The organism is Spirillospora sp. NPDC048823, from assembly GCF_043198445.1.
GTDB lineage: Bacteria > Actinomycetota > Actinomycetes > Streptosporangiales > Streptosporangiaceae > Spirillospora.
This window is the reverse complement of record NZ_JBICUT010000005.1, coordinates 428,140-451,295: the sequence shown is the minus strand read 5'-3', so window position 1 is coordinate 451,295 and position 23,156 is coordinate 428,140. Positions and strand designations below refer to the sequence as shown.

Here is a 23,156-nt window from a genome sequence, read left to right as displayed (position 1 = left end):
CACACGAGCGTGCCACCGTCACATCTTCGCCGCCTCACCGGCGGCCTCGCCGGCGCCGCCGTCGTCATCGCGGTCATCACCGTCCTGGCGCGGCTGGCCGGGTTCGGGCGCACCTACGCCTTCTCCCAGACGGTCACGACGTCGTGTCTCAGCCAGGCGTACTTCACATCGACGCAGTTCCCGTTCATCGTCTACGAGATCGTCGCGGGCGGCGCCCTGACCGCCATGGTCGTGCCGGTGCTGGCCGGGGCCGCCGAGCGCGGTGACCGCGAGGAGGTCCGCCGGATCGGGTCGGCGCTGCTGACCTGGATCGTGGTCCTGATGGTGCCGCTGTCGGCGCTGATGGCGCTGGGCTCCCGCCCGGTCATGGAGCTGCTGGTCGGCGGCGACCTGAAGGGCTGCACCCGCGACGGGATCGTGGACGTCGGTTCCTCGATGCTCACCGTGATGTCGGCGCAGATGGTGATGTACGGGGTGGCGGTCGTCCTGTACGGGCTGCTGCAGTCGCACCGCCGGTTCGTCGCGCCGGCGCTGGCCCCGCTGATGTCCAGCCTGGTGGTGATCGGCGCCTACATCGCGTACGCGCCGCTCGGCCGCGGCCACGAGAACGACCTGGCGGGCCTGCCGCTGGACGCGGAGCTGACGCTGTCGGTGGGGACGACGCTCGGCGGTGTCGCGATGGCGGCGACCGCCGGGATCGCGGCGTGGCGGCTGAGGCTCCGGCTGCGGCCGACGCTGCGTTTCCCGGACGGGGTGGCGCGGCGGGTGCGGCGGCTCGCGCTCGCCGGGCTCGCCACGGTCGCCGCGCAGCAGCTGTCGGCGCTGCTGGTGGTGCGGCTCAGCTACGAGGGCACGGGCGGCGCGCTCGCCAACTACCAGTACGCGTGGGCGATCTACCTGCTGCCGTGGGCGATCCTGGTGGTGCCGATCGCGACCAGCGCGTTCCCGGCGCTGTCGGCGCGGATCAGCGCGGGGGAGCAGGAGCGGTTCGACCAGGTCACCGCGTCCACCACCCGCGCGGTCGTGCTGGTGTCGTGCGCGGGGGCCGCCGTGCTGGCCGCGGTCGCCGCGCCCGTCGCGGCGATGTTCAACCCGGGGCTTCCCGACCAGCAGGACGTGCTGTCCCGCGCGGTGCTCGCGTTCGCGCCCGGGCTGATCGGATACGGGCTCGTCGCGCATCTCGGGCGCGTCCTGTTCGCCTGCCACCGGGGCCGGATGGGCGCCGCGGCGGTCGTGGCGGGCTGGCTGGTCGTGATGGCCGCCGACGTCGCGCTGGTGCTGACGGTCGACCCGGCGTGGGTGGTCGCGGCGCTCGGCGTCGGCAACGCGACCGGGATGACCGTCGCCGGCGCGCTGCTGCTGGGGACGCTCGTCCGCGCCAGGGGCGCCGCGTCCGTGGCCGGGATACCGCGCGCCCTGGCCGCCGGGCTGGCGGGCGCAGCCGCGGGCGCCGCCGCCGGGTACGCGACGGCCGCGCTGCTCGGAACGGGCGGGGAACTGCGCAGCGTCGGCGCCGGAGTGCTCGCGGCGCTGGTCGCCGGCGCGGTTTTCCTGTTCATCGCATTCGTGATCGACGGCCGGGATCTGCGGGCCGTCCTCAGCCGGAAGGTCACCCGCAATGTCTGAGAACCCGGCAATGCCGGAGAGGAAGGATCCCCGCTCCGTCTGGGGGCGGGCTCCCAGCCCCCCCGAACGCTCCGCGCTTGTTCTCGACGGGCTGCGCGTCGCGCTGGTCCTCGGCACCAGCGCAGGCGGCGTCGGGCGGCATGTCGGGTCGGTCGCCGTCGGCCTGGCCGGACGCGGCGCCCAGGTGCTGGTGTGCGGGCCCGCGTCCACCGAGGAGCTGTTCGGGTTCACCGGCGGCGGCGTGCGTTTCGCCGAGGTCGATCTCGCCGACCGGCCCCGCCCGGTGAGCGACGCCAAGGCCGTCGCCCGGCTCCGCTCGCTGCTGCGCGGCGCCGACGTCGTCCACGCCCACGGGCTGCGCGCCGGTGCCCTCGCCGTCGCGGCGTGCGCGCGGGTCGCGCCGGGGCCGCTGCGGTTCTCGCGGGGCGGGCCGCCGCTGGTCGTCACCCTGCACAACGCCGTCATCGCCGGCGGGCGGACGGCCGCCGTCTACGGGACGCTGGAACGCGTCGTGGCGCGCGGCGCCGCCCGCGTCCTCGGCGTCTCACCCGACCTGGAGGAGCGGATGCGGGCCCTCGGCGCCCGGTCGGTGGGGCACGCGATCGTCCCGGCGCCCGCGCCGCAGGCCCTGCCGGGCCCGGCCGTCCGCGCCGACCTGCGCGCCGAGCTGGGCGCAGGGGAGCGGCCGCTGATCATCACGGTGGGGCGGCTCGCCGAGCAGAAGGGCCTGCCGACACTGCTGGACGCGGCGCGGGACTGGGCCGGCCGGACGCCGCCGCCCCTCGTCGCGATCGTCGGTGACGGCCCGCTCGAGGACGGGCTGCGCGCCCGCGTCGAGGCCGAGGAACTGCCCGTCCGGCTGCTGGGACGCCGCTCGGACGTCGCCGGGCTGCTGGCCGCCTGCGACGTGGCGGTCGTGCCGAGCGTGTGGGAGGGGCAGCCGCTGATCGTGCAGGAGATCCTGCGGGCGGGCCGGCCGCTCATCGCCACCCGCGTCGGAGGCATCCCCGGCATGGTCGGCGCGGAGGAACGGCCGGCGGACGGCGGCGCGGCGGGCCCGCTGCTGCACGGCCCCGAGAGCGAGGCCGCGCTGCTGGTGCCCCCGGGCGACGCGGGTGCCCTGGAACGCGCGGTGAGCCGCGTCCTCGACGATCCGGCCCTGGCCGCGCGGCTCGGGTCGGCCGCCGCGCAGCGATCGGCCCTGCTGCCGGACGAGGACGACGCCGTCGACCAGCTCGCCGGCCTGTACCGCGAACTGGCGGGCACCCGCCGCTGAGCCGGAAGGCGCGGGTGACGGCGCCTTGGACGCGGTTTCCGGCGGTCAGGTTCGAGAAAGGGCTGGAAAAAGTTCGCGCGGAGGGAACCGCCCTGATGGGGCCCGCGTTGAAGGAGGCAGTGGAGGGGAGTATCCCCGCGCACGGTTCCCGTCAATACGGCCGGTCCATACCTGCCCGGGTTCCGCGGCCCTCGCTCGTCCGGGGCGGGAGAGACCTCCAGCGCTCGTTCGTGTCCGCTGGAGGTGTTCACGTTGTCCGTCTCACCCTTGGTGTGGGCCCTGACCATCGCAGGGATCCTCGCCGTCATCGCCGCCGACCTGTTCCTGATCCACAGGAACGACACGCGGGAGTTCACCACCCGCAGGGCCGCGTTCTGGTCGTCGGTCTACATCGGCCTCGCCGTGCTGTTCGGCATCGGCGTGTGGATCTTCTCCGGCGCGCGGTACGCGGGCGAGTACTTCGGCGGCTTCGTCACCGAGAAGAGCCTCAGCGTCGACAACCTCTTCGTGTTCATGGTGATCCTGACCCGGTTCGCCGTGCCGAGGCAGGCCCAGCACACGGTGCTGATGGCGGGCATCGTCATCGCGCTGGTGCTGCGCGGCATCTTCATCGCGGTCGGCGCCGCCGCCATCTCGACGTTCACGTGGGTCTTCTTCATCTTCGGCGCGTTCCTCATCTGGACGGCGATCGGGCTGGTCCGCGGCGGCGACGAGGAGGAGGAGTTCAAGGAGAACGTCCTGCTGCGGTGGGCCAAGCGGGTCATTCCGACGTCCGACGCGTACGAAGGGAACCGGTTCGTCGTCCGGCGGCACGGCCGGCGCCTGGTCACCCCGCTGGCCATCGTCATGATCGCCATCGGGTCCACCGACGTGCTGTTCGCGCTGGACTCCATTCCCGCGATCTTCGGGCTGACGACCGAGCCGTACCTGGTGTTCACCGCCAACGCGTTCGCGCTGATGGGCCTGGTCCAGCTGTTCTTCCTGCTCGGCGGGCTCACCGACCGGCTCGTCTACCTCGCGCACGGGCTGGCGTTCATCCTCGGCTTCATCGGGGCCAAGCTGATCTTCCACGCGATGCACGAGTACGGTGTCGCGTGGGCGCCCGAGATCCCGATCTGGCTGTCCCTGGCGGTGATCGCGGGGACGCTGTTCGCGACCACCGTCGCCAGCCTGGCCGCCGGCCGCAGGGCCGTCGGCAGGGCGGCGTCCCGCGAGATGCCCGCGGACGGGCAGGTGTCTGACGCGGACGCCGCGCAGACGCGCAAAGGTTGAGTCCGCGAGCACTGGACCACAGCACCGAATCCTGTTCTAGAATCGTTGTCAAAAGCGGCTGAGAGAGGGTTCACGCATGGCCATCGGGCTGACCGAGGAGCACGAGGCGCTCGCCGATTCGGTGCGCGGCTTCGCCGAGCGCAACATTCCGGTGACGGCCGTCCGGGCCGCGCTGGAGGCGGACGAGGAGACCAGGCCCGGGTTCTGGCCGGCCCTGGCCGAGCAGGGCCTGCTCGGCCTGCATCTGGACGAGGAGCACGGCGGCCAGGGCTACGGCCTCCTGGAACTGTCGGTCGTGCTGGAGGAGCTGGGCCGCGCCGCCGCGCCCGGCCCGTTCCTGCCGACCGTGCTCGCCAGCGCCGTCGTCAACGCGTCCAGCAACGCCAAGGTGCGCGCGGAGCTGCTGCCCGCCCTCGCCGACGGGTCCAGGACGGCCGCCGTCGCCCTCGACGGGGAACTGACCGGCAGCCGCGACGGCGACTCGTTCGTGGTGTCGGGGACGTCCGCGACGGTCCTCGGCGGCGCGCTCGCCGACGTGATCGTCCTGCCGGTCGCGGACGGCGACGGCGAGCAGTGGATCGCGGTCGACGCCGCCGATGTCACCGTCACGCCGGTCGTGAGCCTCGACAAGGTCCGCCGCGTCGCGTCCGTCGAGGTGTCCGGCGTCGCCGTCGCCGCCGACCGGGTGCTGGACGGCCTCACCACCGGCCGCGTCCGGGACCTCGCCGCGGCGCTGTTCGGCGCCGAGTCGGCGGGCCTCGCCGGCTGGCTCGTGACGACCGCGGCCGAGTACGCCAAGGTCCGCGAGCAGTTCGGCCGCCCGATCGGGCAGTTCCAGGGCGTCAAGCACAAGGCCGCGCGCAGCCTCATCGCGCTGGAGCAGGCCCGCGCCGCCGCCTGGGACGCCGCCCGCGCCTTGGACGAGGGCACCGAGGAAGCCGGGTTCGCCACCGCGGTCTCGGCCGTCATCGCGCTCGACGCGGGCGTGCAGACCGCCCGCGACGCCATCCAGATCCTCGGCGGCATCGGCTTCACCTGGGAGCACGACGCGCACGTCTACCTGCGCCGCGCCCTGACGCTGCGGTCGCTGCTCGGCCCGTCCAAGGACTGGGCCGCCAAGGTCGCGGCGCTCGCGCTGGACGGCGGCCGCCGCGAGGTCGTCCTGGAACTCGACGAGGATGCCCAGCCGCTCCGCGAGCGCATCCGCGCCGAGGTCGCCGGGCTGGCCGCCATCGAGGACAAGGAGGCGCTGCACGCCAAGCTGGGCGACGAGGGCTGGAGCGTCCCGCACTTCCCGAAGCCGTGGGGACGCGAGGCCGGGCCGGTCGAGCAGATCCTCATCCAGCAGGAGCTGAAGGCCGCCCAGGTCAAGGCCCCGAACCTGGGGATCGGCGCCTGGCTGGTGCCGTCCCTCGTCCGGTACGGCACCGACGAGCAGAAGGAGAAGTTCCTCCGCCCGACGCTGCGCGGGCAGATCGTGTGGTGCCAGCTGTTCTCCGAGCCCGGCGCCGGCTCCGACCTGGCGTCGCTGTCGATGAAGGCCGAGCGGGTCGAGGGCGGCTGGAGGCTCACCGGCCAGAAGATCTGGACGTCGCTCGCGCACTACGCCCAGTGGGGCTTCTGCATCGCCCGCACCGACCCGGACGCGGCCAAGCACGACGGCATCACCTACTTCCTGGTCGACATGAAGTCCGAGGGCGTCGACGTCCGGCCCCTCAAGGAGCTGACCGGCGAGGCCATCTTCAACGAGGTGTTCCTCGACGGCGTGTTCGTCCCCGACGACCGCGTGGTCGGCGAGGTGAACAAGGGCTGGCAGGTCGCGCGGAACACGCTGTCCAACGAGCGGGTGTCGCTGTCGACCGGCGGCGGCCTCGGCATGGGCGTCCCCGAGCTGCTGAAGTTCTTCAAGCGGCGGACGCTGGACCCGGTCGCCGCCGCCGAGGTCGGCAAGCTCGTCGCCCAGGGCCAGTCCATCGACCTGCTCGGCCTGCGCACCACGCTCAAGCAGCTGAACGGTGTGGAGCCCGGCGCGGAGGCCAGCGTCCGCAAGCTCCTCGGCGTCCAGTTCAACCAGGACGTCGCCGACTACTGCTGGTCCGCGCAGGGCACGGCCGCCGTCACCGAGGTGCCGCTGACCGAGAGCGGCATCGTGGCGCGCGCCATGCTGTTCAGCCGCGCGATGACGATCTACGGCGGCACCACCGAGGTGCAGCTCAACATCATCGGCGAGCGCCTCCTCGGCCTCCCCCGCGACCCCGAACCGGGCAAGTGACCAGAGAACGCCATGAACCTCGCTCCGCGGGTCCCAGGGGTCGCCCCCTGGGCTAACGAGGACGGCGGGTGTAGGTGACGTTCACTAGGACGATCGCGGCGAGGGCCGTGACCAGGCCCGGGAGGCCCGCGTGGACGACCGCGATCGCGCTCAGCGGGATCGCGGCCAGCAGCGACAGCACCGCCATGGCGAGGCTGTGATCGCGGCCGCCGCGCCCCGGCTCCGGTACCGGGCCGAACCGGGGCCGGGGCGACGCGGTGGTGCGGGCGTCGAGGGCCTCCTGGATGCGGTCGACGACCGTCTCGATGAAGGCTTCGTCGTAGTCGGGCCCCAGCTCGCGCCGGGCCGCCATCGCCGCCGTGAGGTCGTCGCGGGGAAGTCGTGGGGTCGTCATGGTTCGGTTATAGGCAACGGCGCGCCGCGGCCGCCTCACCCACCGGCGCCAACCGCGGCCTACCCCGCAGGTCTCACCGCAGGTCTGGGCGGGGACGAGAACGGAACCGCCGGTAAACTGCCGCTTCGCCCCAGATCGCCCCGGAGGTCCTCGTGAGAGTCGCCGCCCTCGCCGCCTGCACGGCCGCCGCCGCGCTCGCCCTCACCGGCTGCGGCGGCGAGGGGGAGGCCGCGGGCACGGCCTCGTCCGCCCCGCCCACCACGCTCGCGCCGATCCCGGTGGTGAAGCCCTCCGACATGAAACCGCTCGTCGGGCGCTGGGTCGGCACCGCCGGGGACTACTTCCAGTTCGCGGCGGACGGCAGGGGCGTGTGGGTGAAGCAGAAGCAGAAGCTCTGGAGCGGGACGGCCATCCCCGAGGGCGGCGGCAAGTACCGCTTCTCCTGGAAGGGCGGCGACCCGAAGACCGCGTCCTACTGGGGCGTCGCCCTGAGCGAGGACCAGAGATCGATCGTGTTCGCCGGCACCAACCAGACGTACAAGAAGGCGGCCGCGCAGAAGCGCGGCGCACAGAGGGGCAGGGGATGACCGACATCGTGGACGGGGCGTTCGCGTCCCCCGCCGACGTGGACCGCAGGCTGGCGCGGGTCCGCTACCTCGCCGACGAGTCGATCGCCACGACGGTGTATCTCGCGCAGGCGCTCGGCAAGCCGCTGCTCGTCGAGGGCCCCGCGGGGGTCGGCAAGACCGAGCTGGCCAAGGCCGTCGCCGCCGCGACGGACGCCGAGCTGATCCGGCTGCAGTGCTACGAAGGGCTGGACGAGGCCCGCGCGCTGTACGAGTTCAACTACAAGAAGCAGCTCCTGGCGATCCAGGCCGCCCCGTCCGACCGGGCCTGGCAGGAGACCCACGACGACATCTTCTCCGAGGAGTTCCTGCTGGAGCGGCCGCTGCTGGCGGCGATCCGCCGCACCGGCCCGACCGTCCTGCTGATCGACGAGGCCGACAAGGCCGACGTCGAGGTGGAGGGCATGCTGCTGGAGGTCCTGTCGGACTTCCAGGTCACGATCCCCGAGCTGGGGACGGTCGACGCCGTCCGCCGCCCGTTCGTGGTGATCACCTCGAACGCGGCGCGGGAGCTGTCGGAGGCGCTCAAGCGCCGCTGCCTCTACCTCCACCTGGACTATCCGGCGCCGGAACGGGAACGCGACATCGTCCTCGCGCAGGTGCCGGGGATCGAGGCGGAGCTGGCCGAGCAGCTCGTCCGCACGGTCGGCACGCTGCGCGACCTGGAGATCAAGAAGGCCCCGTCGATCGCCGAGACCGTCGACTGGGCGCGCACCCTGCTCGCCCTCGGCCTGGACGAGCTGGACGAGGCCGCCGTCGCCCGCACCCTCGGCGTCGTCCTCAAGCACGTCACCGACCAGGAGCGCGCGGTCAAGGAACTGGGGCTGCGGGGCTGACCCCGGGATTTCAGACATGGCCTCACTCATCGACCGGCACACGGGGTTCGTCGCGGAGCTGCGGCGGGCCGGGATGCCGGTGTCGGTCGCCGAGGGCCTGGACGCGGTCCGCGCCATGCAGGCCATCGACCTGCTCGACCGCGAATCGCTGCGCGCCGCCTACGCGGCGACACTCGTCAAGCGGCCCCAGCACCGCCCGACGTTCGACACCCTCTTCGACCTGTGGTTCCCCGGAGCGGTCGGGGACGGCGCGGGGGCGCACCCGGACCCGGACCGCCCCGCCCGGACGCTGGACGACGACGGACGCCCCGTCCCGCCCGCCCTGGACCCGGAGGTGCAGGCCCGCCGCGGCGAGCTGGCGGAGCTCCTCCTGTCCGGCGACGACGCCGCGCTGCGGCAGTTCGCCCGCATGGCCGTCGCCGAGTACGGCCAGACGCCGGGACAGGAGTCGTGGTTCTCCTTCGGCGTCATGCGCGCCATGTCGCCCGAGACGCTCATGAGCAGGCTGCTCAACGCCGTCCTGACCGGGCGGGAACGCGGCGGCATGGCCGAGCGGGTCGCCCGCCGGACGTTCCGCGACCGCATCGCCCGGTTCGAGGACCTCGTCGCGGGCGAGGTGCGGCGCCGCATCGCCGAGGACACCGGCGTCGAACGCACCGCCCGCATCGCCGTCCGCCCGCCGCTGGAACGGCTCGACTTCTCCGCCGCGAACCGCGCCGATCTGGCGGCGCTGCGCCGCGAGGTGTACCCGCTGGCGCGCAAGCTCGCGTCCCGGCTCGTGCAGAAGCAGCGGCGCGGCCGGCGCGGCCGGCTCGACTTCCGCCGGACGGTCCGCGCGTCCCTGGCCAGCGGGGGAGTGCCGCTCACCACCCACCACCGGCCGCGCCGGCCGCACAAGCCGGAGCTGGTCGTGCTCTGCGACGCCAGCGACTCGGTGTCGTCGTTCGCGCACTTCACGCTGCTGCTGACGTTCGCGCTGCGGGAGCAGTTCAGCAAGGTCCGCGCGTTCGCGTTCATCGACACCACCGACGAGATCACCCGGTTCTTCGCGCCGGGCGCGGACGTCGCGGAGGCGATGACCCGGCTGGCCGCGGAGGCCGACCTCGTCTGGATCACCGGCCGCTCCAACTACGGCCACGCCATCAAGGTGTTCGACGACCGGTACCGCGACGCCATCACGCCCAAAACGTCCCTGCTGATCCTCGGCGACGCCCGCTCCAACTACGGTGAGCTGTCCCTGCCGGTGCTGCGTTCCCTGGTGGACCGCACCCGGCACGCCTACTGGCTCAACCCGGAGCCGCGCGGCCAGTGGGACACCGGCGACTCCGCCGCGTCCCGCTACGGCGAGCTCGTCCCCATGTACGAATGCCGCAACCTGACCCAGTTGGCGGCCTTCATCGAGGAACTCACCTGACGCGGACCGCGACGGCGAGGACGGCGCCGGCCAGCGCGATGACGGCGGACACGAACATCGCCACGTTGGTGCCGTGGGCGAGGTCGGACACGCCGGTGCCGGCGCCGGTGGCGATGGCGCCCACGATCGCGACGCCCACCGACGCGCCGACATAGCGGGCGGTGTTGTTGGCGCCCGTCCCCATGCTCGCCCGGTCGGCGGGGACGCTGTCGACGGCCAGCCTGGCGAGCATCGCGTTGGAGAGGCCGCCGCCCAGCCCGGCGACGATCAGCCCGGGGACGAGCCGCCCCCAGTGGTCCTGCGGGGCCATCCCCAGCATCGCGAACTGCCCGGCGGCGCAGAGCGCGAGCCCGGCGCCGAGCAGCCGCCCGGCGGACAGGCGGGCGGGCAGGCGGCGGGCCTGCAGCGAGGCGAGGAACGACAGCCCCGACCAGAACACCAGGACGAGGGCCGCCACGAGCGGGGATATGTCCATGACCAGAGTCATCATGGTCGGCAGGTAGCTCATGATCCCGATGACTCCGAGCCCGGTGACCATCGCCCCCGAGATCGACAGCAGGAACGCGGGCCGCCGCAGCAGCGCGAGGTCGAGCATCGGCTCCCGCCGCCGCGTCTCGATCACGGCGAACGCGGCGAGCAGCACGGCCGCCGCGGCGAACAGCACCGCGACCACCGGACGCGTCCAGCCCAGCCGTCCCCACGTGATCGCCGTGACCAGGGCCCCCACCCCCAGGCACATGGTGAGCAGGCCGGGCAGGTCCAGTCCGCGCGGCCGTTCGGCCCGGGACTCCCGCAGCCGGAGCGCCGCCACGCCGAGCAGCACCGACCCCAGCGCCGCCGCCCAGTACCAGAGCCGCCAGTCTCCGGCCTCGGCGAACCCGGCGGAGGCGATCGGGCCGACCGCGACGCCGAGTCCGAGCATCGCGCCCCAGACCCCGGTGGCGTGCGCCCGGCGGGGCCCCGGACCGAACGAGGCGGCGATGATGCCGAGCCCGGTCACCAGCAGTGCCGCGCTCGCGGCACCCTGCACGATCCGTCCGGCGACGAAGACCGCCGCGTTGGGCGCCACGGCACAGGCGACGCTGGACGCGGCGAGCGTCCCGGCGCCGATCAGGAACACGCGCCGCCGCCCGTGGTCGTCGGCGAGGCTGCCGACGGCCAGCAGCGCCGCCGCCAGACCGAGGCTGATCGAACTCATGAGCCAGATCTGGGCCGTCGGATCCGCGTGCAGACCGCGCGCCGTGTCGGTCAGCGCCGCCATCGGCGCCGTGTAGTTCATCAGGGCCAGCAGGGTCGCGGCGGCGGGGACCGCCAGCGCGGCCGCGGAACCGGGCGCGCGGCGTGCGGTACCGGAGGCCGCCACGGTCGTCATGCAGTCTCCAGGGGGTTCAACTGGTGGGTTTCTTGAATGAACTCAGGCCGACGACGGTAGCACCCGCACGCGCGCGGCGAGATAGGTGGATATGACCGGATAATCTGCACGCTCATGGAGACCGAAAAGGCGACGCCTGCCCCGCGGTCCAGGCGGATCCTGCTCGGCCCCCTGTGGCGGCTCATCGACGGCGGCCCGGACGACACGCGCGCGCAGATCGCGCGCCGCGCCCGCGTCCTGGTGACGATCGCCACCGGCCTCGCGAACCTGGTCGGCGCGCTCGTCGTGCTCGCCTTCGCCGTCGTCGTCCCCGACCCGGTCGGCGACGTCTCCGAACGCCTGCAGCTGATCAACCTGATCGTCTTCACCGCCTACGTCGCCGCCGCCGTCCCCCTCGGCCTCGTCCTCGGCGAACGGTTCTTCCGCCGCGTCCGCCGCCTTGTCGAACGGCACGAGGAACCCGGCCGGCACGAACGCTCCCTGCTGCTGTACGGGCCGCTGCGGCTGATGGCCCTGCACCTGACCCTGTGGGGCATCGGGACGGTCGGCTGGGTGATCATCAACGCCCCGTTCTCCGCGCTGCTCGCCGTCAAGCTCGGCCTGACGAGCCTGCTCGGCGGACTCACCACCTGCACCGTCGTCTACCTGCTGACCGAGCGGCTGCTCCGGCGCGCGGTCACCACGGCGCTGCACAGCGAGCTGCCGCGCCGGACCGGCCTGCCGGGCGTCGTCGCGCGGTCGGTCCTCGCCTGGGGGCTCGGCACCGCCGTCCCGATCCTCGGCCTGATCACCCTGGCCGTCGGCTCGTTCCTCATCGCCAGGATCACCGTCCGGGACTTCGCGCTGGCCGTTCTCGCCCTCGGCGGCATCGCCCTCGTCGTCGGGCTCGGAGTCACCTACGGCGCCGCCCGCGCCATCGCCGACCCGGTCGAGTCGGTGCGGCTCGGCCTCGCCCGGGTGGAACGCGGCGACCTGGACGTCGAGGTGCCCGTCTACGACGGCAGCGAGGTCGGCCTCCTGCAGGCCGGCTTCAACCACATGGCCGCCGGGCTGCGCGAGCACGAGCGGCTCCAGGACCTGTTCGGCCGCCAGGTCGGCGAGGACGTCGCCCGCGTCGCCGTCGAACGCGGCATCGACCTCGGCGGCGAGCTCCGCGAGGTCGCGGTGATCTTCGTGGACCTCATCGGCTCCACCCGGCTGGCCGCCGACCGCCCGCCCGCCGAGGTCGTCGGGCTGCTGAACGACTTCTTCGCCGTGGTCGTCGAGGTGGTCGGCGCGCACGGCGGCTGGATCAACAAGTTCGAGGGCGACGCCGCACTGGCGATCTTCGGCGCGCCCCTCGACCTGGACGGCGCCCACGGCCGCGCCCTCGCCGCCGCCCGCGAGCTGGCCCGCCGGCTGCGCGACGACGTCCCCGGCCTGCGGGCGGCCGTCGGCGTCTCCGCCGGGGAGGCCGTGGCCGGGCACATCGGCGCCGAGGAACGCTTCGAGTACACCGTCATCGGCGACCCCGTGAACGAGGCCGCCCGCCTCACCGACCTCGCCAAGACCTACGACGAGCGGGTGCTGGCGGCCGGCTCCCTCGTCGCCCGCGCCGGGCCGGACGAGGCGGCGCACTGGACCCTCGGAGACGAGGTCACCCTCCGCGGCCGCACCCGCCCCACCCGGCTCGCCTCACCCCGCCCGGCCGGACGCGCCGCGACCTGAGGTCAGTGGCCGCGGGCGATCCACTCGTCCAGTTGCGGGGCCTCCGCGCCGATCGTGGTGGAGTCGCCGTGCCCCGTCCGGACCTCGGTCTCGGCGGGCAGCGTCAGCAGCCGCTCGCGGATCGAGGTGATGATCGTCGGGAAGTCGGAGAACGACCGCCCCGTCGCGCCCGGCCCGCCGCTGAACAGCGTGTCGCCGGAGAACACCGTGCCCAGGCCGGGCGCGTGCAGGCACACCGCCCCGGGGCTGTGGCCGGGCGTGTGCAGGACGGTCAGATCGGTGCCCGCGACGGTGATGACCTGCCCGTCGGACAGGTCGCCGTCAGGACTCGCGCCCGGGTGCCTCTGCTTCCACAGCATCAGGTCGTCCGGGTGCAGCAGGACGGGCGCGCCGGTGCGGGCCTTCAGCGCCGGCGCCGCGTCGATGTGATCGTCGTGGCCGTGCGTGGACACGATCGCCACGAGCCGCCGCCCGCCGAGCGCGCCGGCGATCGCGTCAGCGTCGTGTGCGGCGTCGATGACGATCGCCTCGCTGTCGTCGCCGACGATCCAGACGTTGTTGTCGACGTCCCACGTCCCGCCGTCCAGCGAGAACGTCCCCGACGTCACGATGTGGTCGATCCGCGCCGCCATCAGAGGATCACCACCGAGCGCAGCACGTCGCCGTGGTGCATCTTCTCGAACGCGGCCTCCACGCCGTCCAGCTCGATCGTCTCGGACACGAACGCGTCCAGGTCCAGGCGGCCCTGCAGGTACAGGTCGATGAGCATCGGGAAGTCCCGGGAGGGCAGGCAGTCGCCGTACCAGGACGACTTCAGCGAGCCGCCGCGCCCGAACATGTCCAGCAGCGGCAGCTCCAGCTTCATCTCGGGTGTCGGGACCCCCACCAGCACGACCGTCCCGGCGAGGTCGCGGGCGTAGAACGCCTGCTCGTAGGTCTCCGGGCGGCCGACCGCGTCGATGACGAGGTCCGCGCCGTTCCCGCCGGTCAGCTCCCGCACCGTCTCGACGACGTCCCTGTCTTTGCCGTTCACGGTGTGCGTCGCGCCGAGCGCGGACGCCGTGGTCAGCTTCCGCTCGTCCAGGTCCACCGCGATGATCTTCGAGGCGCCCGCCAGCCGAGCCCCGAGCACCGCCGCGGCGCCGACGCCGCCGCACCCGATGACCGCGACGGAGTCGCCCCGCCCGGCCCCGCCGGTGTTGATCGCCGCGCCGAGCCCCGCCATGACGCCGCACCCCAGCAGCCCCGCCACCTCCGGCTTGGCCGCCGGGTCGACCTTGGTGCACTGCCCCGCCGCCACCAGCGTCTTGTCGGCGAACGCACCGATGCCCAGCGCGGGCGACAGTTCCGTGCCGTCCTCAAGGGTCATCTTCTGCGCGGCGTTGTGCGTGTCGAAGCAGTACCAGGGGCGCCCGCGCAGGCACGCCCGGCACTGCCCGCACACCGCCCGCCAGTTCAGGATCACGAAGTCGCCCGGCGCGACCTCCGTCACCCCGTCGCCCACCGACTCGACCACCCCGGCGGCCTCGTGCCCGAGCAGGAACGGGAACTCGTCGTTGATCCCGCCCTCGCGGTAGTGCAGGTCGGTGTGGCACACCCCGCACGCCTGGACGTCGACGACCGCCTCCCCGGGCCCGGGATCGGGAACGGTGATCGTCTCGATCCGCACCGGCTGCCCCTTGCCCGGTGCGATGACCCCGCGTACCTGCTGCGCCATGCTGCCGCCTCTCCTGATCTGGATCTTCCTCCGACCCTATATATCCCTCCCCGGCCGGCATCCCCCATCGCTTCCGCCGTCCGGAACCCGCGCGGGCACGGAAACGGGGCGGGGCGCCGCCGGCGCTCAGGTGAAGTGGATGGCCTGGAGTTTGTCGGCGGCGTCGCGGTCGAGGATCGTGACGCCGGCGGCGGGCGGGAGGGGGTCGCCGCCGCGGGCGCGGGCGATGAGGGGGCGCCAGCGGCGGCAGTGGCGGGCGAACGTGACGGACGTGACGACGCGGCCGCGGGCGAACTGCCCCGCGCGGGCCGTCTCGGGGTCGACGTCGATGAGGATCAGGTGCAGGTCGTTACCGCGCTGGTGCGCCATCCAGGCGAAGCAGCGCAGGATGTGCGGCCAGGTGCCCCGGGTGTGCGCGACGACGCCGTGCCCGGTGAGGATGGCCCGGCCGATCCGCCACACGTGGGTGGCGTGGACGAGCGGGGTGCGCAGCCGGACCGGCAGGGGGCGCAGGGACCGCGCCCACCAGTTGCGAGACTGGCCCGAGTCGATGATGAGGACGTTTCCGGCGGGCACCGGCGCGGTCTCGTCACCGTCGAGCCCGTACAGGCGGTTCAGCAGCGTGCTCTTGCCGGCCCCCGGAAGGCCGGCGACGAGCACGAGGGAGCCCGCCGGGAAACGCAGCGCGGGCCCCGGGTCCACCTGGTGGAGTTCGTGGATTGTCTGTCTCCTGGTATCGGCCCGAAGTGTGGTTGAAGCAACGAACGCCCACCACCGCTTGTTCCGGCCGGGGGACCGGGATCACCAGCCGCGGGCCCGCCATTCGGGGAGTCCGGGACGCTCGCGGCCCAGTGTCGAGTCCTTGCCGTGGCCCGGATAGAACCAGGTGGCGTCCGGGAGCCGGTCGAAAACGCGTTCCTCGACGTCGGAGAGCAGCTGCTTGAAGCGGGTCGGGTCGCCCCAGGTGTTGCCGACGCCGCCGGGGAACAGGCTGTCGCCGGTGAACAGGTGCGGGCGGTCCGTCAGTTCGCCGCCCGCGTCGTACAGTAGCGCGATCGAGCCGGGCGTGTGGCCGCGTAGGTGGATGACGTCGAGGGACGCCCGCCCCACCCGGACGGTGTCGCCGTGCTCGACGGGCTCGGCGACCGGTTCGGGCAGCGGCTCGGCGTCGCGGGAGTGCGCGACGACCGGGGCGCCGGTGGCGCGGACCACCTCGCTCAGCGCCATCCAGTGGTCCTGGTGGCGGTGCGTGGTGACGATGCGGGCCAGGGGAGCGTCCCCGATCAGCTCCAGCAGCCGGGGCGCCTCGTTGGCCGCGTCGATGAGCAGCCGCTCGCCGGTGGCGGTGCAGCGCAGGATGTAGGCGTTGTTGTCGTACGGGCCGACCGCCACTTTCGTGACCGTCAGCCCCGGCAGCTCCCGGACGTCGGGACGGCCGCCGGTCTCGACGTTTCCCGTGTAGGTCATGCGTCCTCCCGTCGGTGGTGCGAAGCCCCATCCTCCACCATCGGCGCCCGGGTTCCGCGCCGTCCCGGCCACCTGATGGAAATGAGTCACCAGACGCAGCCGAACCGTGCGCGGGCGGACGGAAATATCCGTCTTGCCAGCGCATCATGGTCAATGGAAGATCAGGATCGAAGCGGGAGGACGGTGAACCTTGGTAACCGCATTCCGTCCCGGACCCGACAGGGAGAAGCCCGAGGACCTTCTCGGGCACGCCTGCACACTGGTCCGGCTGTGCGGCCGGGACTCCGCCGTCGCCGCGGTGTTCCTCGCCCTCGTGCTGGTCGGGATCGTGTCCCGGCTGGCGGCCGGCATGCCCGGCCTCGCCGCGCTGGCGCTGCTGCCCGTGCTGGCCGGATCGTTCGCGATCTCGGCCGCCTACGCGGTCCGGTCGCGCCGGACGCTGGTGTCGGTGCTCGCGGAGGTGCGCGGCCGGACCGGCTCGCCCATCGACCCCGGGGTGCCGTGGACGCCGTTCGGGTCGGCGGTCGCGCTGGACGACCGCATCCGCGACGTGGAGCTGCGGCGGCTGCTGTCGGCGGCGCACCGCTGCGGCGAACTGTCCTGGCAGGCCGTCGCATGGGCCGCGACGACCTCGGTGCTGTTCCTGTTCTGGACGCTGGCGGCGGCGATGGCTGGAGGCTGACCCCTTTGATCGACGATGTCCCCGGTGGGCAGGCGGCCCCCCGCACCCCTCGGCACCCCCTGGACGTCCGGCCGGGCAGCTTCTGGGAGCGGCTGGCCCCCTCCGACCGGCAGGCCCTGCGCGCCATGGGCCGGCGCACCGACATCCCGCCCGGCGGGATGCTGTGCCACCAGGGGTCGGTCGCACCGGCCGTGTACGTGGTGTTCAAGGCGTCCCCCCGCGCGGCGAGCAACGCGGTGGCCAAGGAGTTCGTGGACTCCAGCGAGGGCGACGAGTCGATCATCGACCTGTTCGGGGCGGGCGACCTGGTCGGCGTCCTCGGCCCGTGGGGGCATCCGCAGCGCGGCACCGTCGCCGCGCTCGACCACGTCGCGGCGCTGCGGGTGGACCGCCGCAAGTTCCGCAGCCTCCTGGCGGCCAGCCCCCAGGTCGCCGAGGCGATGATGCACGCGATCTCCCAGACCGTCACGTTCGGCGGCCGCCGGCACGCGGTGCGGGCGGCCGACCATCCGCAGCGGCTCGCCTACCACCTGCTGGAACTCGCCCACCGGTTCGGCGAGCCCGTCGCCGGGCAGGGGACGCGGATCCCGCTGAAGCTCAGCCAGGCGGAGCTGGCGAACTGGGCGGGCATCTCGCGCGAGACGCTGGTGCGGTGGTTCCGGCTGTGGCGGGCCAAGGGGATCCTCGACAGCAGGCCGCGCCCGCTGACCGTCCTGGACACCGAGCGCCTGCGCCGGGCCGCCAGCCCGTGGGGGGACGAGTGGCCGGACCCGGAGCGGGAGGCTCCGCCGCGCCCCGAACCCGACGCGGACGCCGTGATCGCGGCGCGTGAGCCGGTGCGCCTGGAGGGCGGCGGGGCGCCCCAGGTCCGGCTGCCCGCCGACAACCCGTTCTTCGCCGGCCGGACGGTCAGCCTCGGCAAGCTGGACCTGCTGGTCGGCCAGTCCGAATGGCCGCGCGCCGTGCTCGTCCAGGGGATGGCGGGCGTCGGCAAGACGACGCTGGCGCTGCACTGGGCGCACCGGGTCGTCGACCGGTTCCCCGACGGCGTCCTGTTCGCCGACCTGCGCGGCACGCGGCGCAGCCCCGTCACGCCGGCGGAGGCGATGGGGCAGGTGCTGCGCGCGGCGGGCGTGCCCGGCGACCAGCTTCCGCGGACCGAGGGGGAACTGGCCGCGCAGTGCCGGTCGATGCTGGCCGACCGGCGGATGCTGCTGATCCTCGACAACGCGTCCCGGCCCGAGCAGATCAGGCCGCTGCTGGCGGCGGCGACGTCCGGGCTGGTGCTCGTGACGAGCCGGCGGCGGCTGCCCGCGCTGCTCGAAGGCGCCGACGTCCGGACGCTGGAACTGCGCGAGATGGCCTCGCAGGAGGCGGTGGATCTCATCTCGAACGTCCTCGGGCCGGGGGACGCCCGCGTCCGAGACGAGCGCAAGGCGGTCGTGCGGCTGGCCCGCGAGTGCGGGCATCTGCCGCTGGCGCTCGGCGTCATGGCCGGGCGGCTGGCGGAGAACCCCGGCGAGTCCGTCGCCGCGACCGTCCGGGAACTCACCGCGCGGGACGCCGAGGCGGCGCCGCCGTACGGGCCGGGACTGGCGGGCGCGGGGCTGGGCGACGGCGCGGCGCACGGCGCGTCCGGGCCGGGGCTGCAGGCCGTCATGAGCCCGACGTTCGATGTCGCCTACCGCAGCCTGCGCCACGACCAGCGGGAGGCGTTCCGCAGGCTCGGCCTCGTCGCCGGCCACGACTTCACCCCGGCCGCCCTCGCCGCGCTGCAGGACCGGACGGTGGACGAGGCGCGCGAGTGCCTGGAGGGCCTGCGGCAGGCGTACCTGGTGCAGGACGTCGGGCCGGGCCGCTACCGGATGCACGACCTGCTGCGCGACTTCGCCCGGGAGCGGGGGCTGAGGGAGGACTCCGACGGGGAGCAGCTGGCGGCGCAGCGGCGGCTGCTGGCCGGGTACCTCGCCGAGGCGCGCAGGGCGGGGGCGGTGCTGACGGGACGGCCCCGCCCCAACGTGCATCCCGCCGAGACGCCGAGCCGCCCGGCGACGACCGCCGAACGCGCGGCGGGGCTCGGCTGGCTGGAGTCCGAGCGGCGCAACCTCGTCGCCGCCGTCCACCAGGCGGCCCGGCTCGGCCTGCACCGGACGTGCTGGGAACTCGCCGACGCGCTCTTCGACTTCCAGGAGTTCCGGCGCTACAGCGAGGACAACATCGCCGTCCACCAGGTGGCCCTGCACGCGGCCCGCACCGAGGAGGACTGGGCGGCGGCGGCCGTCATGCTGCACAACCTGGCGATGGCCCACTTCGAAGTGGGCGACTCCGTCCAGGCCATCGGATACGGGGAGGACGCGCGGCGCGGGTTCCGGGCGGTCGACCCGCCCGACCGGTACGGGGAGGCCGTGACGCTCGCCACCCTCGCCGACGTGCACGTGGCGCTGGGCCGCTACCTGACGGCGATCGAGCATGCGCGCCGTTCCCTGGAGATCCACGGTGAACTGCGGGACGAGGGCGCCGACGGGGGAGTCGCCAAGGGGAACGACACCCTCGCCCGCGCGCTTCTGGGCCTCGCCGAATACGAGCAGGCGCTGGAGCACGCCGCCCATGCGCTGGGCATACGGCGCCGGACAGGCGACCAGCCCGGCGTTGCGGAGACGCTGCTCACCATCGCGCAGGTGCACCGGCGCCAGGGGAACTTCCACGAAGCGGTGTCACACGCACTGGAGGCCCTCTACATCCGGCAGGAACTGGCCGACATGTACGGGGCCGCCCAGGCGCTGACAGAGCTGGCGCGCATGAACGCCACGCTCGGCCTGCGCGACATGGCACAGCAGGACGCCGAACAGGCCCTCCAGACGTACCGTGCCCTGGGCGCACGCCACGGGGAGGCGCGCGCGCTCACCACGCTGGGCAGGCTGATGTGCGACGCCACCAGGTTCGCCGAGGCGTTCACCTTCTGCGGGCAGGCATTGCGCCTGCACCGCGACACCAGCGACCGGCACGGCGAGGCCGAGACGCTCGCGCAGATCGGGATCGTCCATGCGCGGCTCGGCCGGTACCGGGAGGCGCGCGAACATCTCCTGCGGGCCCTGGAGATCCGCCGCGAGATCGGTGACCAGCACGGAGAGGCCCACGACCTGGAGAACCTCACGGTCGTCATGCGCCGCCTCGGCCGCCACCAGGAGGCGTTCGTGCTCGGCCTGGAGGCCCTCGACCTGTGGCACCAGCTCGGCGCGCAGGGCGGGATGGCGGGCACGCTCGGCAGCCTGGCCCGCACGTACTCGCGGCTCGGCCTGCCCGAGGACGCCGAACGCGCCGCACGCCAGGCCCTGGAGATCCGCAGGTCCGGCGGCGACTGGTACGGCCTCGGCGTCGGGATGGACACCCTCGCCGCCGTGCTGCGCCGCGCCGGCCGTCCCGAGGAGGCGCTGGAACGCGAACTGGAGGCGCTGCGGGTTCTCGGCGAGGTCGGCGACCGCCACAGCGAGGGCACCGCCCTGGTCCACCTCGCCGCCATCCACCTCGACCTCGGCCGCGCCGACGAGGCCCTGGACACCGGGCGGCGCGCCCACGACCTGGCCGCCGAACTCGGCGACACCCGCGCGCAGTCGTCGGCGCTGCACTCCATGGCCCGCGCCTCCCAGCTGCTCGGCAAGCACGCCCGCGCGGTGGAGCACGTCAGCGCCGAGATCGGCATCCGCCGCGACATGGACGACCAGCGGGGCCTGCGGCGCGCGCTGGAGCTGCTGCGCGACTCCCACCTCGCCCTGGGCGACCAGGCTGCGGCGGCCGACTGCGTCCGCCGCGTCCGCGCCCTGGACAGCTGGCTCGAATCAGACGGGTCGCTCGACATGTGACAGAAGACGCCGAGGTGCGACACAGGATGCCCGGCGTGTGACAAAGGGCATGGTCCATCGGCGCAGCGCCGCGTTCACTGGACTGCGAGGCAACGGATCATGAAATAAATGATCATGAGGGACCGTGCCCCGGCCCGGGTTCGGCGGAGGAGGCGAGATGGAGACCGCACCGTTCTGGGACGCGCTGCCCGAACGCGCCCGCGAGGCGCTGCGGGAGGCGGGCGCCCCGGTGGTGATCCGGCCGGGCGCCTACCTGACGCGCGAGCACACCCGCGCGTCCCAGGTCTTCGTCCTGCGCGCCGGGGCGGTGAAGGTCTGGGTCGACCGGGACGGCGAGGTCGCCATCCTCGACGTCCTCGGCCGCGGCGACCTCGTCGGCGAGCTGGAGGCGGTGGACGGCGGCGTCCGGCACGCCAACGTCGAGGCGCTCACCCGCGTGGAGGCTTTCGTGCTGCCCGCCGCGCGGTTCCGCGCCGTCCTCGACGACCACCCCGGCTCGGCCTGGGCCGTCGCCGCCGTCCTCGCCGAGCGGCTGCGCGACGCCAACGAGCTGCGCGTCGCCCACTTCCCCGACGACCCCGAACGCCGCCTCGCGACCCGGCTGCTGCGCCTGGTGTCGCGCTTCGGATCGCCCGTCAAACAGGAGCGCCCGGACGGCGTCACCGCGGGGCCGGACGAGGTGGCCGAGGACGGCGGCGTCCAGGTGCAGATCCCCGTCACCCAGCAGGACCTCGGACGGTGGGCCGGCATGGGCCGCCGCAAGGTCGCGCAGATCCTCGCCACCGACCCCGTCCGCGGCGGCCTCACCGTCGCCCGCAACACCATCGTCGTCCGCTCCGTCGACGCCCTGCACCGCCTGGCGGGCCACGACTCCGACTGACCGCGCCCTCGACGGCGGGCCCGGGGGCGTCCCTCGGAGATGCGTCAGAAGCCGGCGGGCCGGTGCGGCCAGGGCGGCGGCACCGGCAGCCGGCCGTCCGGGCGGATGCTCACGCCGGCGCCGTCCGTGCGGCCGCTCAGCCAGCCGAGCAGCGCCCGCCCGGACCCGGACGCCTCCGGGCCGCCCGGCGTCCACCCGAGGCCGGCGGACTCGCCGGAGTCCGTCGCGGTGATCCGGAGCCCGCCGAGTTCACCGCGGAGCCTCTCCGGGAGCGCGGCCATGTCCGCCAGCGTGGCGCCCAGCGACCACCGGACATAGGGCTCGGGCCAGTCGGCGGGCCCGTACCCGGCCGCGAGGTCGACGTGATGCGCCTCCACCTCGTTCCAGCGGCGGTGAACGGTGTACCAGGCCGGGTGGGACCAGCCCCCCATCGCCTTCACGGGAGCGTTCCAGGCCTCTTCGGGCAGCGTCCTCGCCTGCTCGGCGAACCGCGCGCCCGTCGCGCGGACGTCCTCGACCAGCTCGTCCCGGCTGCGTCCGGCGCCCTCTTCCAGCGCGGCGTTGCGGGCGTCCAGGCTGGGGTACTGCGGGATTTCCACGCCCGTCCGCGCCCATTCGAGCAGATTCCACAGGGAGTCGGCATTACGGGCAATATGGGTGGCCACATGCCCGCGACTCCACCCGGGCAGCGCCGACGCCGCGCGCAGATCCTCGTCGCCGAGTTTCGACAATGTCCGGACGATGCTCTCCACGCCGGAATCAAGCTCATCGATCACTTCTCGCCAGTCCATTGCGCGCCTCCTAGACCAAAAGTGCCTCCATCCTTTCGCACGGCCCCTCCCCATGCCACACAATGGCGATCATGGAACTTCCGATCTGCGTGACCTGCGGCGTCCAGTACGCCGGGCCCCGCCCCGACTGCCCGATCTGCGAGGACGAGCGCCAGTACGTCGGCTGGGACGGTCAGAGATGGACGACCCTGGAGGAACTGCGCACCGATCACCGGTGCCGGATCGCCGAGGAGGGCCCCGGCGTCATCGGCATCGGCACCGAGCCGGCCATCGCCATCGGCCAGCGCGCCCTGCTGCTGCGCGCCCCGTCCGGCAACGTCCTCTGGGACATGATCACCCACATCGACGACGACCTGGTCCGCCAGGTGGACGACCTGGGCGGCATCTCCGCGATCGCGATCAGCCACCCGCACTACTACGGCACCATGATCGAGTGGGCGCACGCGTTCGGCGCCCCCGTCCTCATCCACGAGGCCGACCGCCGCTGGGTGGCCCGCCCGGACGACGCGGTGGTCTTCTGGTCCGGCGACACCCACGAACTGGCCGACGGCCTCACGCTCGTCAACGCGGGCGTGCACTTCGACGGCGGCCAGGTCCTGCACTGGCGGGACGCCCGCGCCGTGTTCTCCGGCGACATCCTGCAGGTCGTCAACGACCGCGACTGGGTCAGCTTCATGTACAGCTATCCGAACTTCATCCCGGAACGCCCCCGCACGGTCCGCCGCGCCCTGCGCCTGCTGGAGCCCTACGAGTTCGACCGCGTCTACGGCGCATGGTGGAAGAAGATCGTCTACACCGACGGCAAGAACGCCGTCCGCCGCTCCGCCGACCGCTACCTCTCCCACGCCCTGGACGACGAGTGACCCGGGCCGGCGCCCCATTCCCGATCGGCGCCGCCGAGGGGTGTTCTGGTGGCGGGGGGCGTTCGAACACGTGTACGGTGCGGTAGTGCCGTCCGGGCCCT

The 23,156-nt window shown here is 73.6% G+C and carries 19 protein-coding genes; 12 read left to right on the top strand and 7 right to left on the bottom strand.

Features of this window, described 5'->3' with window-relative positions; all coding sequences use genetic code 11:
* The first annotated feature begins 9 nt into the window (after positions 1-9).
* The 4 genes from murJ (at position 10) to ACGFK0_RS15535 (ending at position 6,446) form a co-directional block, all read left to right on the top strand.
* Positions 10-1,626: a murein biosynthesis integral membrane protein MurJ gene (gene murJ / locus ACGFK0_RS15550; RefSeq protein ID WP_392905074.1), complete on the top strand. Its 1,617-nt coding sequence runs from the start codon at positions 10-12 to the stop codon at positions 1,624-1,626.
* A gap of 91 nt (positions 1,627-1,717) precedes the next feature.
* The gene (locus tag ACGFK0_RS15545) at positions 1,718-2,902 is read left to right on the top strand and encodes a glycosyltransferase (RefSeq protein ID WP_392905153.1); all 1,185 of its coding nucleotides are present in this window, start codon (positions 1,718-1,720) and stop codon (positions 2,900-2,902) included.
* A gap of 252 nt (positions 2,903-3,154) precedes the next feature.
* Positions 3,155-4,174: a TerC family protein gene (locus ACGFK0_RS15540; RefSeq protein WP_392905072.1), complete on the top strand. Its 1,020-nt coding sequence runs from the start codon at positions 3,155-3,157 to the stop codon at positions 4,172-4,174.
* A 76-nt stretch (positions 4,175-4,250) separates the two neighbouring features.
* Positions 4,251-6,446, top strand: coding sequence for an acyl-CoA dehydrogenase (locus ACGFK0_RS15535; RefSeq protein WP_392905070.1), 2,196 nt, complete (start codon positions 4,251-4,253; stop codon positions 6,444-6,446).
* 52 nt (positions 6,447-6,498) lie between these two features.
* Here the strand turns inward: ACGFK0_RS15535 and ACGFK0_RS15530 are convergent, their stop codons facing one another.
* Entirely contained in the window at positions 6,499-6,840 is a 342-nt protein-coding gene (locus ACGFK0_RS15530; protein ID WP_392905067.1) for a hypothetical protein, read from the bottom strand.
* A 152-nt stretch (positions 6,841-6,992) separates the two neighbouring features.
* On the opposite strand from ACGFK0_RS15530, the gene ACGFK0_RS15525 reads away from it, so the two are divergent.
* Genes ACGFK0_RS15525 through ACGFK0_RS15515 form a run of 3 tightly spaced genes read left to right on the top strand, consistent with a single transcriptional unit; the run spans position 6,993 to position 9,716 of the window.
* Positions 6,993-7,427, top strand: a complete 435-nt coding sequence (locus ACGFK0_RS15525; RefSeq protein WP_392905065.1) for a hypothetical protein — start codon at positions 6,993-6,995, stop codon at positions 7,425-7,427.
* A gap of 5 nt (positions 7,428-7,432) precedes the next feature.
* Positions 7,433-8,302 carry an AAA family ATPase gene (locus ACGFK0_RS15520; protein ID WP_392905151.1) on the top strand — a complete coding sequence of 290 codons (870 nt, stop codon included), beginning with the start codon at positions 7,433-7,435 and terminating at the stop codon, positions 8,300-8,302.
* A 16-nt stretch (positions 8,303-8,318) separates the two neighbouring features.
* Positions 8,319-9,716, top strand: coding sequence for a VWA domain-containing protein (locus ACGFK0_RS15515; RefSeq protein ID WP_392905062.1), 1,398 nt, complete (start codon positions 8,319-8,321; stop codon positions 9,714-9,716).
* Here ACGFK0_RS15515 and ACGFK0_RS15510 read toward each other — a convergent pair.
* Positions 9,709-11,088: an MFS transporter gene (locus ACGFK0_RS15510; protein WP_392905060.1), complete on the bottom strand. Its 1,380-nt coding sequence runs from the start codon at positions 11,086-11,088 to the stop codon at positions 9,709-9,711. The genes ACGFK0_RS15515 and ACGFK0_RS15510 overlap by 8 nt on opposite strands.
* A gap of 114 nt (positions 11,089-11,202) precedes the next feature.
* Between ACGFK0_RS15510 and ACGFK0_RS15505 the strand changes: the two genes are divergently transcribed.
* Positions 11,203-12,795: an adenylate/guanylate cyclase domain-containing protein gene (locus ACGFK0_RS15505; protein WP_392905058.1), complete on the top strand. Its 1,593-nt coding sequence runs from the start codon at positions 11,203-11,205 to the stop codon at positions 12,793-12,795.
* Between the two features lie 2 nt (positions 12,796-12,797).
* Here the strand turns inward: ACGFK0_RS15505 and ACGFK0_RS15500 are convergent, their stop codons facing one another.
* The 4 genes from ACGFK0_RS15500 to ACGFK0_RS15485 form a co-directional block, all read right to left on the bottom strand.
* The gene (locus ACGFK0_RS15500) at positions 12,798-13,430 is read right to left on the bottom strand and encodes an MBL fold metallo-hydrolase (protein ID WP_392905148.1); all 633 of its coding nucleotides are present in this window, start codon (positions 13,428-13,430) and stop codon (positions 12,798-12,800) included.
* A complete protein-coding gene (locus ACGFK0_RS15495) occupies positions 13,427-14,512 on the bottom strand; it encodes an S-(hydroxymethyl)mycothiol dehydrogenase (RefSeq protein WP_392905055.1) in 1,086 nt (361 codons plus the stop codon). Before ACGFK0_RS15495 ends, ACGFK0_RS15500 begins: the two co-directional genes overlap by 4 nt.
* A 126-nt stretch (positions 14,513-14,638) precedes the next feature.
* Positions 14,639-15,214, bottom strand: a complete 576-nt coding sequence (locus ACGFK0_RS15490; protein WP_392905053.1) for an ATP-binding protein — start codon at positions 15,212-15,214, stop codon at positions 14,639-14,641.
* Between the two features lie 99 nt (positions 15,215-15,313).
* Positions 15,314-15,979 carry an MBL fold metallo-hydrolase gene (locus ACGFK0_RS15485; RefSeq protein ID WP_392905050.1) on the bottom strand — a complete coding sequence of 222 codons (666 nt, stop codon included), beginning with the start codon at positions 15,977-15,979 and terminating at the stop codon, positions 15,314-15,316.
* Between the two features lie 190 nt (positions 15,980-16,169).
* Between ACGFK0_RS15485 and ACGFK0_RS15480 the strand changes: the two genes are divergently transcribed.
* From ACGFK0_RS15480 to ACGFK0_RS15470, 3 genes are all read left to right on the top strand, one after another.
* Positions 16,170-16,661, top strand: a complete 492-nt coding sequence (locus tag ACGFK0_RS15480; RefSeq protein ID WP_392905048.1) for a hypothetical protein — start codon at positions 16,170-16,172, stop codon at positions 16,659-16,661.
* Between the two features lie 5 nt (positions 16,662-16,666).
* Positions 16,667-20,521: a tetratricopeptide repeat protein gene (locus tag ACGFK0_RS15475; protein ID WP_392905046.1), complete on the top strand. Its 3,855-nt coding sequence runs from the start codon at positions 16,667-16,669 to the stop codon at positions 20,519-20,521.
* Between the two features lie 157 nt (positions 20,522-20,678).
* Positions 20,679-21,401 carry a Crp/Fnr family transcriptional regulator gene (locus tag ACGFK0_RS15470; RefSeq protein ID WP_392905043.1) on the top strand — a complete coding sequence of 241 codons (723 nt, stop codon included), beginning with the start codon at positions 20,679-20,681 and terminating at the stop codon, positions 21,399-21,401.
* Between the two features lie 44 nt (positions 21,402-21,445).
* Here ACGFK0_RS15470 and ACGFK0_RS15465 read toward each other — a convergent pair whose 3' ends face one another.
* Positions 21,446-22,192, bottom strand: a complete 747-nt coding sequence (locus ACGFK0_RS15465; protein ID WP_392905041.1) for a maleylpyruvate isomerase family mycothiol-dependent enzyme — start codon at positions 22,190-22,192, stop codon at positions 21,446-21,448.
* A gap of 71 nt (positions 22,193-22,263) precedes the next feature.
* Here ACGFK0_RS15465 and ACGFK0_RS15460 point away from each other — a divergent pair, with 71 nt between their 5' ends.
* A complete protein-coding gene (locus ACGFK0_RS15460) occupies positions 22,264-23,055 on the top strand; it encodes an MBL fold metallo-hydrolase (RefSeq protein ID WP_392905038.1) in 792 nt (263 codons plus the stop codon).
* Positions 23,056-23,156: the final 101 nt, after the last annotated feature.